General features: G+C 61.6%; 13 protein-coding genes. 5 read left to right on the top strand and 8 right to left on the bottom strand.

Annotated features, from left to right (window positions below):
• Nucleotides 1-277 precede the first annotated feature (277 nt).
• The 8 genes from GWQ27_RS09620 to GWQ27_RS09655 form a co-directional block, all read right to left on the bottom strand.
• Entirely contained in the window at nt 278-1,204 is a 927-nt protein-coding gene (locus GWQ27_RS09620) for a L,D-transpeptidase family protein (RefSeq protein WP_275907224.1), read from the bottom strand.
• Between the two features lie 177 nt (nt 1,205-1,381).
• The gene (locus GWQ27_RS09625; protein ID WP_275907225.1) at nt 1,382-2,632 is read right to left on the bottom strand and encodes a mechanosensitive ion channel domain-containing protein; all 1,251 of its coding nucleotides are present in this window, start codon (nt 2,630-2,632) and stop codon (nt 1,382-1,384) included.
• Nucleotides 2,633-2,765: 133 nt separating this feature from the next.
• The gene (locus GWQ27_RS09630) at nt 2,766-3,965 is read right to left on the bottom strand and encodes an acetate kinase (RefSeq protein ID WP_275907226.1); all 1,200 of its coding nucleotides are present in this window, start codon (nt 3,963-3,965) and stop codon (nt 2,766-2,768) included.
• A 216-nt stretch (nt 3,966-4,181) separates the two neighbouring features.
• Nucleotides 4,182-4,652: a YhcH/YjgK/YiaL family protein gene (locus GWQ27_RS09635; protein ID WP_059168318.1), complete on the bottom strand. Its 471-nt coding sequence runs from the start codon at nt 4,650-4,652 to the stop codon at nt 4,182-4,184.
• 302 nt (nt 4,653-4,954) lie between these two features.
• On the bottom strand, nt 4,955-6,061 hold the full coding sequence (locus GWQ27_RS09640; RefSeq protein ID WP_021139500.1) for a 1-acyl-sn-glycerol-3-phosphate acyltransferase: 1,107 nt from the start codon (nt 6,059-6,061) through the stop codon (nt 4,955-4,957).
• Between the two features lie 122 nt (nt 6,062-6,183).
• Nucleotides 6,184-6,882: an aspartate/glutamate racemase family protein gene (locus GWQ27_RS09645; RefSeq protein ID WP_275907227.1), complete on the bottom strand. Its 699-nt coding sequence runs from the start codon at nt 6,880-6,882 to the stop codon at nt 6,184-6,186.
• A gap of 154 nt (nt 6,883-7,036) precedes the next feature.
• Nucleotides 7,037-7,627: a LysE family translocator gene (locus tag GWQ27_RS09650; RefSeq protein ID WP_155603048.1), complete on the bottom strand. Its 591-nt coding sequence runs from the start codon at nt 7,625-7,627 to the stop codon at nt 7,037-7,039.
• A gap of 115 nt (nt 7,628-7,742) precedes the next feature.
• Nucleotides 7,743-8,339: a LysE family translocator gene (locus GWQ27_RS09655; protein WP_275907228.1), complete on the bottom strand. Its 597-nt coding sequence runs from the start codon at nt 8,337-8,339 to the stop codon at nt 7,743-7,745.
• A gap of 116 nt (nt 8,340-8,455) precedes the next feature.
• Here GWQ27_RS09655 and GWQ27_RS09660 point away from each other — a divergent pair, with 116 nt between their 5' ends.
• The 5 genes from GWQ27_RS09660 to GWQ27_RS09680 all read left to right on the top strand — a co-directional run bounded on the left by GWQ27_RS09660 (nt 8,456) and on the right by GWQ27_RS09680 (nt 14,971).
• Nucleotides 8,456-9,832, top strand: coding sequence for a PLP-dependent aminotransferase family protein (locus GWQ27_RS09660; RefSeq protein ID WP_275907229.1), 1,377 nt, complete (start codon nt 8,456-8,458; stop codon nt 9,830-9,832).
• 67 nt (nt 9,833-9,899) lie between these two features.
• A complete protein-coding gene (locus GWQ27_RS09665) occupies nt 9,900-10,364 on the top strand; it encodes a hypothetical protein (protein WP_275907230.1) in 465 nt (154 codons plus the stop codon).
• 110 nt (nt 10,365-10,474) lie between these two features.
• Entirely contained in the window at nt 10,475-12,535 is a 2,061-nt protein-coding gene (locus tag GWQ27_RS09670) for a hypothetical protein (protein ID WP_275907231.1), read from the top strand.
• On the top strand, nt 12,505-13,230 hold the full coding sequence (locus tag GWQ27_RS09675; protein WP_275907232.1) for a DUF3142 domain-containing protein: 726 nt from the start codon (nt 12,505-12,507) through the stop codon (nt 13,228-13,230). The genes GWQ27_RS09670 and GWQ27_RS09675 overlap by 31 nt, the downstream gene beginning before the upstream one ends.
• Before the next feature lie 112 nt (nt 13,231-13,342).
• On the top strand, nt 13,343-14,971 hold the full coding sequence (locus tag GWQ27_RS09680) for a hypothetical protein (RefSeq protein WP_096119034.1): 1,629 nt from the start codon (nt 13,343-13,345) through the stop codon (nt 14,969-14,971).
• The last annotated feature ends 29 nt before the right edge of the window (nt 14,972-15,000 follow it).

A 15,000-nucleotide genomic window follows, 5' to 3' on the forward strand; every position in this document is an offset into this window, starting at 1 on the left:
TAGGTGACGTGTGTACCCGTTCTGACGACGGGCTCTTCCTTAAAAAACCGCCCTAGCTTAATCAGCAGATCCCATGACCTCAACCACTTTTAACAAATAAAAAACACAATATAAACGTTTCATCTCTAACTAACGAACCACTCAAGGAGAGATAGGCCGGATTTTATCCTGAGACAGCAAGGGCTTGTCTGCTCCCCCCGCCCCCTGGCGCCAGGTGGTATGAGCGTAAAAAAAAGCCCCGGCCAGAGGCCGGGGCTTGAGACGATGAACGACAGGATCAGCGATTGATGGCGATCGGCATGCCGCTGCGCTGCTCCAGCGCCTGCTTGACAAGCTGGGAGTCGCTGTCGGCATGGGCGATAAAGCGGGTCGCGGCCTGGGTCATGGGCAGCGGAGCAGGCAAGCTGGAGTTGAACTCGGCTTCGCTGCGGGACAGGGGCTGGTGCACTTCCAGATAACGGCGGCCATCGGGCTCGACGGTGGCCTTGATCGGCTGGTTGACGAACTGCACCCGCGTGCCGACCGGGATCTGCTTGAACAGGTACTCTATGTCTTCGTTACGCAGCCGCACGCAACCGTGGCTCACCCGCAGACCTATGCCGAACTGGGCATTGGTGCCGTGGATGGCGTACATCTTGCCGATGTAGAGCGCAAACAGCCCCATGGGGTTGTCCGGGCCGGCGGGCCAGACAGCCGGCAGGCTCTCGCCACGGGCGGCATACTCGGCATGCATCTTAGCGGTAGGGGTCCAGGTCGGGCCGGCCTTCTTGCGCTGCACGCTGGTCACCCAGTTTTCCGGGGTGTCGGTGCCGAGCTGGCCGATGCCGATGGGCAGCACTTCCACCACCTTCTTGCCTTTCGGGTAGTAGTAGAGGCGCATCTCGGCCACGTTCAGCACTATACCTTCGCGGGGGGCATCCGGCAGTATCAGCTGATGGGGGATGACCAGCTTCTCACCCGCCTGCAGCAGCAGGGGATCCGCCTTGGGGTTGGCTTCGAGCATATTGGTCAGCCCCAGCTGGAATTTGGCGGCCACGGCCTCCAGCGGCTGACCGTTTTCGGCGGCCGACACCACGTATTCCATATTCTCGCCCACCAGACGGCTGTTGGCCCCGGGCAGATCGTATTGAACGGCAAACACAGGCGCGGCGGCCAGAACAAGGCTGCAGCACAGAGCAGCCGCACTATTGCGAAGGAGCTTCATAACTTTCCCATGATGATGACTTGATTGACGTCTCAGGGCTGACAGCTGATTCAAGAGGGATCAGGGGCGCGAAGAGAAGGCCGCCATTTTTCTCCTCTGCACACCAAATTTCAACTGACAACTGGATACGGGTCGATGATTAATATGGCGTTTCCCCTGCCGCCTCGACCCGTGTCCTCACTCCTTTTGTCCCCTCTGCCAGGCACGCATATCGTAACCTGTGGGAGATTGATGCAACCGCAGATGAAATTGCTCAATGATGGCGAAGATATGGTCGAAAATATCGGCCTGGATCCCTTCGTAATCCGCCCAGGCCGTGGTCGCCGTGAAGCAGTAAATCTCCAGCGGCAGACCGTCGGTAGTCGGCGCCAGCTGGCGCACCATCAGCGTCATGTCCTTGCGAATACCGGTATGGGCCCGCAGGTAGGCGTCCAGATAGGCGCGCAGGGTCCCGAGATTGGTAAGGTGGCGCCCGTTGATGGGGCAACTGAGGGCATCGCTGAGCTGCTGGTTATAGGCGCTCAGCTCCTGCTCCTTGCGGCCCAGGTAGGGCGCCAGCAGCTGGGCCTGCTTGAGCTGCATCTGCTCATCCGCGGTCAGGAAGCGCACGCTGGTCATGTCGATATTGACGCTGCGCTTGATGCGGCGGCCGCCGGATTCCGTCATCCCCTGCCAGTTCTTGAAGGAGTCGGAGATGAGCGCATAGGTGGGGATGGTGGTGATGGTCTTGTCCCAGTTCGACACCTTGACGGTGGTGAGGCCGATATCGGTCACCTCGCCGTCGGCACCGTACTTGTCCATCTGCAACCAGTCGCCGACGCTCAGCATGCGGTTGGCGGAGAGCTGGATCCCCGCCACCAGGCCGAGGATGGGGTCCTTGAACACCAACATCAACACGGCTGTCATGGCACCCAGGCCACTGAACAGGAAGAGCGGTGACTTGCCGAGCAGCAGGGCGATCATCAGGATGCCGACCAGTATGCTGGCCACCAGCTTCACCCCCTGGAAGATGCCGCGCAGAGGCAGATCCCGCCCGAGCCGGGTGTATCGGCTCACCGACAAGATGCAGTCGAGCAGGGCAAACAGGGCCAGCAGCAGGAACAGCAGGATCCAGAACTGGGTCACCATCTCGATCAGCTGCAAACTGTCGGAGCTGCTCGGCAGCCAGATCTCCGCCTGACCGAGCATAACGGCTCCCTGCAACACGAAGGCGAGTCGGTAGAACAGGCGCTGTTGCAACTGGGGAGGCAGCCACACCTGTTTGGACTTGGCAAGCACTGTCACCAGTCGCACCAGCAGGACCCGGTGCAACAATACGTGCAATATCAGCGAGGTAAGGACGATAAAGCCCAGGGCGATCACCAGCGCCATCATGCTGCTGACTTCAACCCCCATGCTCGCCAGCCAGTTAAAAAATACCACCTTCATCCCTACCTCCTGCACGTGAAACAGCCGTCAGGGTACGTATCTGCCACCCCATGTCAAATGACAAGTCGCTCAGCCGGAAGCCTGAAACGACAACGCCCGGCGCAGGCCAGGCGTTGTATCGGAGCGAGGGGCGTTAGCCGACCAGACTCAGGGCATCGCGGGCGATGACCAGCTCTTCATTGGTGGGCATCACCAGCGCCAGACGGCTGCCTTCAGCCGTGATGGGGCCTTCTCCACCGAGCACGGCGGCATTGTTTGCCTCTTTATCTACCTTGAAGCCGAACAGGGCCAGACGATCCAGCACCATCTCGCGCACCATGGCGGCGTTTTCACCGATACCGCCGGTGAACACCAGAGCGTCGAGGCGGCCCTCCATGGCAGCAGCGTAAGCGCCAACATACTTGGCAACTCTGTAGGTGAAGACATCCAGCGCACGCTTGGCACCGGCGTCGGTCGCATAGTTGGAGGTGACATAGCGGCAATCGCTGCTCACCTCGGTCAGACCCAGCAGACCGGACTCGCGGGTAAGGGTGTGGTTGATCTCGTCCACGCTGTAACCGAGCTGATCGTGCATGAAGAAGACGACGGCGGGGTCGATGTCACCGCAACGGGTGCCCATCGCCAGCCCTTCCAGCGGGGTCAGGCCCATGGACGTATCGACGGACTCGCCGTTCTTGATGGCGCAGACGGAAGCACCGTTGCCCAGGTGGCAGTTGATGATGTTGAGCTCGGCCAGCGGCCTGCCCAGCGCCTTGGCGGTCTCTTCTGCGATGAAGCGGTGAGAGGTGCCGTGAGCGCCATAACGACGGATACCGTTCTCTTTATAGAGCTTGTAAGGCAGCGCGTAGAGATAGGCTTCCTGCGGCAGCGTCTGGTGGAAGGCGGTGTCGAACACGGCCACGTTCTTCTCGGCAAGCTGCGGGAAGACCTTGAGCGCGGCACGAATACCGATGAGGTGCGCCGGGTTGTGCAGGGGGGCGAACGGAATGGCGGCCTCGATGCCGGCGATCACGCCATCATCGATGCGAACGGAGCGGGAGAACTGCTCGCCACCGTGCACGATGCGATGGCCGATGGCCACCAGCTGCTCGGCCAGAGAGGGATCCTGGGGCAGGATGTGGCCCACGATATGGTCGAGGGCAGCCTGGTGAGCGGCACCCGCTCCCAGCATGGCTTCGCCCTTGACCCCGTGGAGTTTCCATTTGATACGTGCATCATCCAGATTGAAGCATTCGGCCAGGCCGGACAGCATGTCCTCACCTGTTTCGGCGTCCATTACGGCAAATTTCAGGGAAGAGCTACCGCAGTTAAGGATCAATACCAACTTGCTCATGTTCTACATCTTCCTGTGCTTCGGCTTTATGCCGACAGTGTCGTGTCATCCAACAATGGATGGGATTCCCCTGCCGGGGGCTTATGGTCGCAGGAAAGTGCGCCCAATTTTTCAATACGTTAAGTGCGGGTCCCGAAGACGCTGTGCACTCGATTCATCATGGGTCTGTGTGAACCCGGAGGGTGCCGCGCACCCGTTGAGCTGCCGTGCTGACGGCTACAGGCCGGCCAGCAAATCCTTGTGCACCTTGACCACCAGCTTCTTCACGTGAGCCGGCTGGTTGGGGGTACAGAGAGGGCGATGCAGTTCTCCCGGCCAGAAGATGGCAAAATCACCGGGCTGCAACGCCAGATAACTGGTCTGTTCGTCGTCGACGAACCAGAGATCGGGGTGGGGATGATCGGCGCCGTCATTGACGTAGCTGTGAGGCCCGACACCTATCCACTCTTCCCCGCGCAGCAGCAGTTGTATATCCAGATACTGCTGATGGAACTCACCACGGCGATCCGCTGCCGGCTCGGTCAGCTCTTCGCTCACCAGACAGAACAGCGTGAGGCCGTCGATCTCTGTCTTGCCGAGCGGCGCACTCAGCCAATGGTCGACGCTTTTCACCACCTCGACCATGATGCGGGCCAGCGGGGCGGGCAGCGGCGTTCGCTGCAGGGTATTCAGACTGCCGGTGATCATGGCGAGCGGATCCTTAGGTGTATTCAGGCGGCATCTTTGCCGCAAAATGAAAAAGGACCCTGTTCAGGTCCTTGTGTCGCACCATCTGCAATCCATGCAGACAGGAAGCGCCTATTTGCTCGTGCCGAGCGTCTGAGGTCACTGTTACACACTCATCCGCTGCTTGCCAAGAGACGAAAACGCATTCGTCCGGTGATCGTACCAGCTGAAACAATATTATTCACTACTCCATCGTCGTCGACTTTGACCAGACGCAAAAACGGGAGCATCTGCTCCCGTTTTTTTCACACAACCGGTGTCATTCAAGCCTTGCGGGCGTTTTCCACCGGCTTGGCATACATGGCTCGCCAGATGGCCTTGTGCTCTTGTGGCACCTCTGACTGACGAGTCAGGAAGGCCGCCTGCTCTATGGTATTGGCCTTGCCGGACACATCTGCAGCCAGGTAGTTGCCCGGGAAGAGGCGATAATTGCCCCAGATTGCCTTGTCGATCAGCGCCGCCAGCTCGTCCGGATCGCTGAAACCCTCGCTGATGGGGGCGCCGAAGGAGACATGTACCCGCCCCTTCTGGCCGACGATGCCGGCGACTATGCTCTCGATATCCTCAAACTCGCCTTTTTCATAGCTGCCGTTGACCGACTTCTCGTACAGCTCGCGCGCCTTGGCCTTGTCGGTGGGATCCAGCTCATAGCTGATGCTGACCGGCACTATGTTGAGGCTGCGCATGTAGTCGACGAAGTCGATTTTCTGCTTCTTGCCGTCCACATAGAACATCTTGAGGATGGCCGGATCCGTCTTGTCATCGCCATTCTTGGCGCGCCCTTCCTTCTGGGCGATCCAGATGGAGTGGCCTTCGTGCACCGACTGGCCGATATAGGCGGACAGCTCGCCGAGCATCTTCATCATCTCCCGCGGTCCCTTGGCGGAGCGCTTGACGATGAAGCTCTTGTTGAGCTTCATCAGCTCGGTGGCGCAGGGTTTGCGCAGCAGGTTGTCACCGATGGCGATGCGCACCGTATCAAAACCATGGGTATGCAACCCCCAGTTGACGAACGCCGGATCCATGGCGATGTCCCTGTGGTTGGAGACAAACAGGTAACCCTGCTCTTTCTTGAGGTGTTCAAGGCCGGAGAAGGTCACGCCCTTGGTGGAGGTGGCAATCATGCGGGACATGTAACGGGTCACCCCCATCTGCACCTGATGGATGGTGGTCACCTTGGACCACTTGTAGCGCAGGAATTGGCGGATCAGCGGGCGAATGGCCCAGCCAAGCCAGCTCATCAGGGAACCGAAACGATACTTGGCGATGGCGCCGATAAATTCATCATCCTGGATCAGCCGTTCTATGGCTGCCGGCACTTCTTCATCGCGGTAGGGGCGAATGTCCGCGAATCTATCTACTTCAGTCACAATGTCAGCCTTGCGTGTAAGGAGTCGCGGCCAACCGAGTTGGCCGGGAAATTCAGGGCGCAATTTTACACGCTTTTATGGCAAGGGGTATGGAGCGAGTACGAATAGTGAGATCTGACCAGTTAATCAGGCTGCAATGCCAGTGTCACCGCCGCTTTGGCATGAATCGCAGTGGTGTCATAGAGCGGAACGGCTGCTTTTGAGTCACCCACCAGCAAGGCAATCTCGGTACATCCCAGGATCACTGCCTGGGCACCCGCCTCGGCCAGCCCGGCGATGATGGCGAGATACTCGGCGCGCGATGACGCCAGGATCTCGCCAAGACAGAGCTCGTCATAAATGATGCTATGCACCCTTTCGCGCTGCGCCGCTGGCGGCACCAGCACCTCAAGCCCGAACAGGGTTTGCAGGCGGCCCTTGTAAAAATCCTGCTCCATGGTGAAACGAGTGCCAAGCAGCCCGACTCTTTGCACACCGTCCGCCAGCAACTGGCGAGCGGTGGCATCGGCGATATGGAGCAGCGGAATATCGATGGCAGCCTCAATCTCGGGCGCCACCTTGTGCATTGTATTGGTGCCGATCAGCAGAAAATCGGCGCCGCCAGCCTGCAGCTTGCGCGCCTCGGCAGCCAGCAGCTTGGCGGTCGCGGGCCAGTCACCGGCATGCTGCAGCCGCTCTATCTCGGCAAAGTCGACGCTGCTCAGCAGCACCCGCGCCGAGTGCAGGCCGCCGAGCCGTGCCCGCACGTCCCGGTTGAACGCCTGATAGTAACTGACGGTGGATTCCCAGCTCATGCCACCCAGCAGACCGATACATTTCATGGGGACTCCTTTAATGCAGTGCCAGTGTAATACGGCGCTGCCAGCGAGATAAAAAAGGCCCCGAAGGGCCAACAAGACAGAAGGTAAGGCCAAAGGTCCAGGGTCTGTTGACGTCTGTCGCGGCCGAGCCGACACGTCAAGGGATCCTGGACGCCTAAATCCAGATCATCAGCACGCAGGCTGCCGTGGCGAGCCCCATGCCAAGGTTGAAACGACGCCAGCCTGTGGCGGTGCGGATGAGGCGGCGCACCTGGGCACCGAACAGCACCCAAAAGGCGCCGGTATACAGGCCGGTCACAAAAAAGATGCCGAGCACCCAGCTGGCCGAGGGCCAGTAAGCCTCCCCCGCCAGGGTAAAGCCACTGATGGCGGAGAGCGCCATCATCCAGGCCTTGGGGTTGAGCAGTTGCAGCATGGCTCCCTGATGGGCCGGAATGAGCGGTCGGTTGCCCTCGGTCGGGCCACTGGCGGTCGCCACCTTCCAGGCCAGCCAGAGCAGATAGGCCGAGCCAATCAGCTTGAGGCCGTCATGCAGCAGTGGCACCTTTTCAAACATCACCCCGAGCCCCAGCGCCGTGGCCAGGATCATCAGGTTGATCCCCCCCACCACCCCCACCAGCAGGGGAAGAGTGCGGCGAAATCCCTGGGCGGCACCGGCACTGGTGAGCAGCATGTTATTGGGGCCCGGCGTGCCACAGGTAATAAGGGCAAAGCCCGCCAGGGGAAGCAACCAGTTCAGATCCATCTCAACCTCTTGGTGATACACAGCGTCCGATATACGGCAAGCCTTCTAATATGCAGAGCCAGCCCAGTGGCGACAAGTCAGAAATGGCTCTTTCTTGCCTGCCAGCGGCGCGCGCTCAATACCAGAGCATCACCACGCAAAGCGCTGTCAGCACACCAAGGGAGCCGTTGAGGCGCCGCCAGCCCCTATCCGTGCTGATCCAGTTGCTCAGCTGATGGCCGAACAAGACCCAGACAAAACAGACCGGGAAGCCCACCAGCGGAAACACCAGCATGATCCCCCACAGGCTAGGCCAGTAACTGGCACCTGGCAGACTGAACAGACTGATGGCGGAGATGGCCATCATCCAGGCCTTGGGATTGAGAAACTGAAAGCCCAACCCTTCCAGCAGGGTCAACGGACGGGCACGCCGGGCCGGATCACCGGGGGCACCGGCCACGGCGATACGCCACGCCAGCCACAGCAGATAGAGGCTGCCGAAGATCTGCAGCCCCAATCGCAGCAGAGGCCAGCTCTCGAACAGGGGATAGAGCCCCAATGCCATGACCAGTTGCAACACAGGCTGACCCACGGCCACGCCCGTCAGGTGTGGCAGGGTACGGCGCACCCCGAAGTTGGCGCCAGATGCCGTCAGCATCAGATTGTTGGGGCCCGGCGTACCGCAGGTGAGCACGGCAAAGCCGAACAGGGTGACATACCATTCTATCGTCATCTTGTGACTCCTTTATTGCCACATTGTATCGATACAATGTGGTGTATTTGATTGTGAACAGGTTGGCTTTCACGCTATATTGAGGACAATTTTGGATCAATGGATTTATTGTCACCATGACAATCTGGACCCCGGACCTTGCCCCCTTCGATGGCCCCCTCTATCTCAAGCTGGTGAAAGCCATAGAACAGGCCATTCTCAGTGGCGACCTGCCACCCCTGACCCGCCTGCCGACCCACAGAGCCCTGGCGGATCGGCTGGGAGTAACCGTCGGCACCATCACCCGTGCCTATGGCGAGGCGGAGCGGCGCGGCCTGCTGGCTGCCAAAGTGGGACACGGCACCTGGGTCAAAGGGACAGGAACGGATCCGGCCAATGAGTGGGTGATCCGCAAAGAAGAGGGGCATCGCATCGAGCTGTGGCAAAACCTGCCGGTACAACTGGACAGGGCCGCCATCATTCGCCCCATGCTGGGGGAAGTGGCCGACGGGGATCTCAATGCCCTGCTCGGCTACGACAAGGAAGCGGGCCAGCCCGGTCAGCGCCAGCTGTTCATCGACTGGCTGGCCGAGCAGGGGGTGCACGGCAGCGAGGATCGCCTGCTGTTCAGCCACGGCGCCCAGCACGGCATCATGCTCTCTCTGCTGGCCACCGGCTGCGTGGGGGAGACCATTTTATGTGAAGGCCTCAGCTACCCCGGCATGCTGGGCAATGCCCGCCAGCTGAAGAACCAGGTGGTGGGGCTGGCGATGGACGAGGAGGGGTTGATCCCCGCCGCGCTGGAGGCTGCCTGCCGCACGCGGCGGGCCAAGCTGCTCTACCTTACCCCTACTCTGCAAAACCCCACCACCGCCATCATGAGCCAGGCACGGCGCGAGGCCGTCATCGCCATCGCACGCCACCATGACCTGCTGATCATCGAAGATGACGTCAACGGCCTGCTGCCCAGTATCCCGGTAGCCCCCCTGGTCAACCTGGCACCGGAGCGGGTCATCTATCTGGGCAGCCTGGCCAAGATCGCCTGTGGCGGGCTCAGGGTCGGCTTCGTGCTGGCGCCACCCGCCCTGCGCAATGCCTTCGCCCAGGCGATGCGGTTGTCGAGCTGGATGGTGAGCCCCCTCTTGATCGAGCTGGCCTGCAAGCTGGTCAGCCAGCGCCAGATAATGCCATTGGTCGAGCAGCAGCGGCAGATCCTGGCACGTCGCGGCGAGCTGTTGCGCCACCTGTTGCCGGGAGCTCACTGGCAGGCGGGCTCAATGCACGCCTGGCTGCCATTGCCGGAACCGTGGCGCAGCCAGGAATTCGCCGAGGCTGCCAACGCCCTTGACGTCGGGGTGGCGAGCGGAGAACACTTCGCCGCCGGCCAGTTCGCCGCGCCGCAAGGGGTACGGCTGAGCCTGAGCCAACCGGCCACAGATGCCCGTGTCGCCGAAGGACTGGAGCGGCTGGCACAGCTGCTGCGCGCCGCGCCGCCCACCAATCCCCTGCTATAGTCAGCCACCATCAGTCAGCCACTATCCGGCCCGGCGCGCCAAGATCCGGGCGCCCAAAGGAGAGCCCATGCACCCGACCCGCGTCTCGCTTCTGCTTGTCACCCTGCTGCTGGGGGGCTGCGCTGCGCCCGGTCATCAACAGCTGGGCACGGCACTGAGCGGGCTGGAGGGGGAGCTGCAACGGCTGGAAGAGGAGCTGGCCGCCATGAACGGCCTCCATTACCAGAAGGCAATCGATGCCCCCTTGAGCCTGCGCCGCCATCTGGTTGCCGCCTCCCCTCAGGTAGCAGGAGTAAGGCTCGAGCGTCGCCAGTTGCAGGATGGGCCACGGCTCAATTATCACTACCGGCTGCCGGATGGCATGACGGCCCTTCCCCTCGACAATCCCTGCCTGCGTTATGAGTTCGAGCTGCGCCATCTGGGTCGTCTGGGTCAGCTTGCGCTCAGCTGGCAGGGACGCGACGCTCAGGGCTCCCGCCTGATCCACCAGCGCGATTGCCCCTTCTCGGCCAGTGGGCCCGGCCTGCAATAAGCCGCCTTTGCTCAATCCAGGCGCCCCCTATGGTCAGTTGAAAGGCGCCCCCACATCTTGTAGCTTGCCTTCATCCCCTTCTCTTGACTCCCTTGGCCGGAAACCGCCCCATGAAACTGACTCCCCTGTGGCTGGCTCTGTGCAGCCTGCCTGTGCTGGCCTGTGGCCCGGATGGCTGCGAAACACCGCTCACCCTGCAACTGACCGCAGCCCAGTGCCATCTGAACGGACTGCCATTTCTCTCCCCCGATAACGACACCCGTACCAATCTGGCTTTGCTGCTGGCCGATGAGCAGGCTTTCTCCCTGCCCGGTGGAGCTCTGCCTCTGCCATTTCGGGTCGATGAGCTGATAAGCCCGACCGTTGGCGATACCGCACCTGCCGGACCGGATCCCCTGCTGGCGCTGGCCGCGTCGCTGGGCATAGAGGCCGCCACCACTGAAGCGGCCATCACCCGGGCCGGCAGCTGGAGCGAGGGGCGCTGTATCAGCAACAATCCAGTCTCTGCCGAGGCCTTCTTGCAGGCACTGGTGCAAACGCCCGCCCTTACCGCCGGCGATCGCAGTCAGCTGGCAAGCCAGCGGCTCGCCATGCTGGGTCAGTGCGGCCAGGCCCAGGACGCGGCAGAAAGCATGCCCCAGGGCGAAAGCAAGACGGCGCCGCTGTCCGCCGCCGCCAAGGGGTTTGCCGACTACCTGACCGCCAGCCAGCACTTCTATCAGGGGGAGTTTGCGCAAGCCGACGCCCTGTTTTCCGCCCTCGCCGAACAGGACCAGCCCTGGCTCAAGGAGACGGCCGACTACATGAAGATCCGGGTCGCCCTCAACCAGTCCCAGCAAAGCGCCTTCGACGATTGGGGCAGCCTGGACCGCAGCCGGATCGATCAGGCTCAGCTGCAGCGCTGCGAGCAGCTCATCACCGACTACCGCACCCGTTACCCACAGGGGCGCTATCTGGATTCCGCCACCGGCTTGTTGCGTCGACTTGCCTGGTTCAAGGGGGATAACGAGCTGCTGGCCAGTCACTATCTGCAGGCGAGCCAACAGCAGAGCGAGCAGGATCTGGTCAACGAGATCGATCTCAAATTGCTGATGCAACCCGGCTTCACCGGCTCGGCAACCATGCCCATGCTGACCTTGGTGCAGGATCTGCGCCGGCTGCGGATCCATGACAGCTGGGATGAGTGGCAGCCGCTGCTCGCCGCCGAGATCGGCAAGCAGGCCCCCCAGTTTGCCCGGCACGCCCCCTGGCTGGCCTATCTGGAGCAGTCCAGCCGCTACTATCTTGCCAAGGATTATGCCGCCGTGGTCGCTGCCGCCCCTGCGCTGGCCAACGGCCCCCTGAATAATCTGGCCTTCAGCCAGCAGGTATTGAAAGGGATGGCACTGGCAGCCCAGCAGCAGTGGGCCAAAGCCGAACAGCAGTGGCGCGCCCTGCTCGCCAACCAGCCAACCCCCTTGCAGGATCAGCTGTTGCAGCTTGCCCTGGCCATGACCCTGGAACGGGCCGGCCAGCTGGAGCTGGTGTTTGCCAAGGAAAGCCCCATCAAGAGCGATCACTACCGCATCCCGCTGCTGGAATATGTGGCACCGGCGCCCCTGCTGCGCCGCATGGCCCGGGATGAAACCGCCTCCGAGCCCCTGCGTCAGCGTGCCAGTTACACCCTGAGTTACAAGCAGCTGACCCATGGCGACTACCAGGGCTTCCTGCAAGATGTGGCGGGCGCTCCCCCTGCGGCACCGTTCAACTGGCAAGGCAGCCAGGGTTATCAGTGCCCGGCCCTGACCGAGGTGGTCGCCACCCTCGCCAAGGCGCCTGGTACGCCCAGAGCCCTCAACTGCCTGGGCGAGTTTTTCCTGGCACAAGGGCTGGATTGGGATCCCCTGCTCCATCGCCCGGGAGCCGATACCCTGGCGGGGAGCCAGGACCTGTTTGCCGGCAAGCAGCGCAGCCGCCTCGACTGGTATCAGCAGGTCATCGCCAATCCCAAAGCCGGCAAGGACGACAAGGCCTACGCCCTCTATCGCGCCATCAACTGCTACGCCCCGAGCGGCAGCAACGGTTGCGGCAGTCAGGATCTGCCCGTCAGCCAGCGCAAGGCCTGGTTCAACACCCTCAAGCAGCAACACGGGGCAAGCCAGTGGGCAAAACAGCTCAAATATTACTGGTGATGCTGACCCTGATCGGCACCGAGGCCAGGGCAACCGTCGAGGCGAGCCAGTACCGCCAGTTCTGGCTGTGGGCAGGGGTCAGACCCCAACCCGTGTTGCAGCAGGCAGATCGCCTCTATCTGCATCAAGGGGAGATAGGCCCCCTGGACCCGGCCCTGCCCCTGCGCTTTCAGGGGCAGGGCATAGCGCCGAGCAAGCTGCCGGTGGGCGAACTGTGGCTCGCCTATCGGGTGGAGCGGCTCGACTGGGATGACACCCTGTTGCAGAACCTGGAAAACCAGCTGGCGGCCTGGCAGCGAAAGGGCAATGAAGTGCGCGGCGTCCAGATAGATTTCGATGCCCGCACCCACCAGCTGGCCGACTATGGGCACTTCCTGCGTCAGCTGCGACAACAGTTGCCCGCTCGCTACGCCATCAGCATCACAGGCTTGCTGGACTGGACCCGCACCGGTGACATCAGGGAGCTGAACGCCCTGACAGGTGTGGTCGACGAGCTGGTGGTGCAGACCTATCGGGGCCGTCATACCGAACCCGGCTATGCCCGCTATCTGCAGACGCTGTACCGGCTGACACTGCCATTCAAGCTGGGGCTGGCACAGGGGGGAGAGTGGGATCCCGCCTGGGAAGCGAGATTGGCACAGGTCCCCGCCTATGGGGGAGCTGTGGTGTTTCTGATCAATCCGCCACCCCCTTGACCCCGGCGGGGTATTGACCCGAGTACAATTTACAGACAATAGTGAAAGCTCTTTTTGACTCCATCCCATGCCATACTTTTTCATATCGTGAACCAGCAAGGGAGCGCCAAGGATGCAGATCCTTCTGATCGAAGACGATGCCATGCTCAGCTCGGCCCTCTCCCAAGGTCTGAGTGATCATGGCGTCACGCCATCCCAACTGACCTATTGCAAGGAACTCTCCACACTATCCGCCCTGCTGCGTCAGCAGCCGTTCGACGCCATCATCTGCCGCCAGTATCGCCATCAGGCCCATGAGGGGATCCGTCTGCTGCAGGAGGCGCACTATCTGGGCCTGCTCGAACCTGGTTGTGTGCTCTTGCTGCTGGATGGGGACGATGAATTGCTCCAGTACCCCCCTTCCGAGCTCTATTTTCCACTGCACCTGTCCATGCCCTTTACCACGGATCAGCTGACACGCAGTTTGCACGAACTGGTGTTGCTGACCGGGCTGACCCGGCCCCTGCCCCCGTCAATGAAGCTCAGGGAGTGGCGCCTCGCCTGCTCCCTGTGCGAAGACCTGCTCTACCAGCAGCAGAAGAAGAACAAGGCGCTGGGCCCACTGCTGGACAGGGTCAAGGGTTACATGTTGCTGCAGGAGCAGGATCACTTCCAGGCCACCCAGCACTATGCCATGTGTACCACTGAACACGACGCCTGGTGGCCACGCAAGGGGTTGATCCACGCTCTGCTGGGACTGAACAAGCTGGACAGCGCCCGCAAGGACCTGACCCGCAATCAGGAACGGCTGCCGCTGACAATACAGCTGGAACTGATGTTGGCCTGCCTGCTGCACGAGGCGCAGTGGGAATCAGCCTGGGAGGTACTCGGCAAGCTGCTGCAAAAACAGTCCTGGCAGCCGGAATGGCGTCAGGCGGCCATCTTGCTGGCCCTGCTGCTGAAAGATGAAGGGAAGGCACTCGAACAGGCAAACGCGCTCAGCCTGCGATTTTTCAGTGAGCACAGGTTCCGCCTGTCTATCGAGAATTTCGTCCTGAATGCCAGTCTGGCCGTGCTCTGGCACTACCCCACGGCAGCCAGGATCAGTGCCCTGCAACAGGAGTTTGACTATCTCAGCAAGGCCGCCACCCTGCGGGCCCACGAGGCTGCATTGCTGCAGGCCCTTATGCTGGGTCTGGATTATCGCTTCGATGACGCCATAGTGCTGCTGGCCAAACACCCGCCGGAGGCGGCGCGGGACAATCATCTCAACCAGTTGCTCGGCTTTGCCGTCAGCCAGTTTTGCGGCCTGCCCCACCACGCCCAGCGCTATCTGGCAAAGCTCGGCCAGTACCAGGCCAGAGTGGCACCGTCGCCGCTGCTCCAGCGGATGTTCAATCAAGTCGTCACTGAACTCAAACTCCAGCTGGACCGCCGTGAGCAGCGCCTGACCTACCTGCGCCAGGAGCGGCAGCGGGCCAGCGCATCGGGTCAGCATCAGCTCGCAGTGCAATACGCCATGACACTGCAGGAAGAGTTCCCGGCTCTGCCGGGAGATGCCTGGCAACTGCTGGAGTTGCTGCAGCTGTGCTGGCCTGCCGGCATGCCGGCCCCCAAGGTGGCACTGCTGGTTGATCGGCTGGAGCGGCGCCTGACCCACAGCGCCACCTTCATGGAACACCATGCCGATGCGTACCAGAAGACCTTGCTGCAGATCCGATCACACCTGCACCCCAAGTCATCCTCTTCCCCGCCCAACTGAGCCCGGTGATGGCCGGGCTGGCGGACCTC

The sequence above is a fragment of the Aeromonas sp. 5HA1 genome, from assembly GCF_029237245.1.
GTDB classification, from domain to species: Bacteria; Pseudomonadota; Gammaproteobacteria; order Enterobacterales; family Aeromonadaceae; genus Aeromonas; species Aeromonas salmonicida.

Excerpts from the sequence above, each read along its gene's own strand:
- GWQ27_RS09655 (WP_275907228.1), bottom strand. The coding sequence starts at position 8,339 with ATGACGATAGAATGGTATGTCACCCTGTTCGGCTTTGCCGTGCTCACC.
- GWQ27_RS09630 (WP_275907226.1), bottom strand. The coding sequence starts at position 3,965 with ATGAGCAAGTTGGTATTGATCCTTAACTGCGGTAGCTCTTCCCTGAAA.
- GWQ27_RS09645 (WP_275907227.1), bottom strand. The coding sequence starts at position 6,882 with ATGAAATGTATCGGTCTGCTGGGTGGCATGAGCTGGGAATCCACCGTC.
- GWQ27_RS09620 (WP_275907224.1), bottom strand. The coding sequence starts at position 1,204 with ATGAAGCTCCTTCGCAATAGTGCGGCTGCTCTGTGCTGCAGCCTTGTT.
- GWQ27_RS09660 (WP_275907229.1), top strand. The coding sequence starts at position 8,456 with ATGACAATCTGGACCCCGGACCTTGCCCCCTTCGATGGCCCCCTCTAT.
- GWQ27_RS09625 (WP_275907225.1), bottom strand. The coding sequence starts at position 2,632 with ATGAAGGTGGTATTTTTTAACTGGCTGGCGAGCATGGGGGTTGAAGTC.
- GWQ27_RS09665 (WP_275907230.1), top strand. The coding sequence starts at position 9,900 with ATGCACCCGACCCGCGTCTCGCTTCTGCTTGTCACCCTGCTGCTGGGG.
- GWQ27_RS09650 (WP_155603048.1), bottom strand. The coding sequence starts at position 7,627 with ATGGATCTGAACTGGTTGCTTCCCCTGGCGGGCTTTGCCCTTATTACC.
- GWQ27_RS09635 (WP_059168318.1), bottom strand. The coding sequence starts at position 4,652 with ATGATCACCGGCAGTCTGAATACCCTGCAGCGAACGCCGCTGCCCGCC.
- GWQ27_RS09670 (WP_275907231.1), top strand. The coding sequence starts at position 10,475 with ATGAAACTGACTCCCCTGTGGCTGGCTCTGTGCAGCCTGCCTGTGCTG.
- GWQ27_RS09680 (WP_096119034.1), top strand. The coding sequence starts at position 13,343 with ATGCAGATCCTTCTGATCGAAGACGATGCCATGCTCAGCTCGGCCCTC.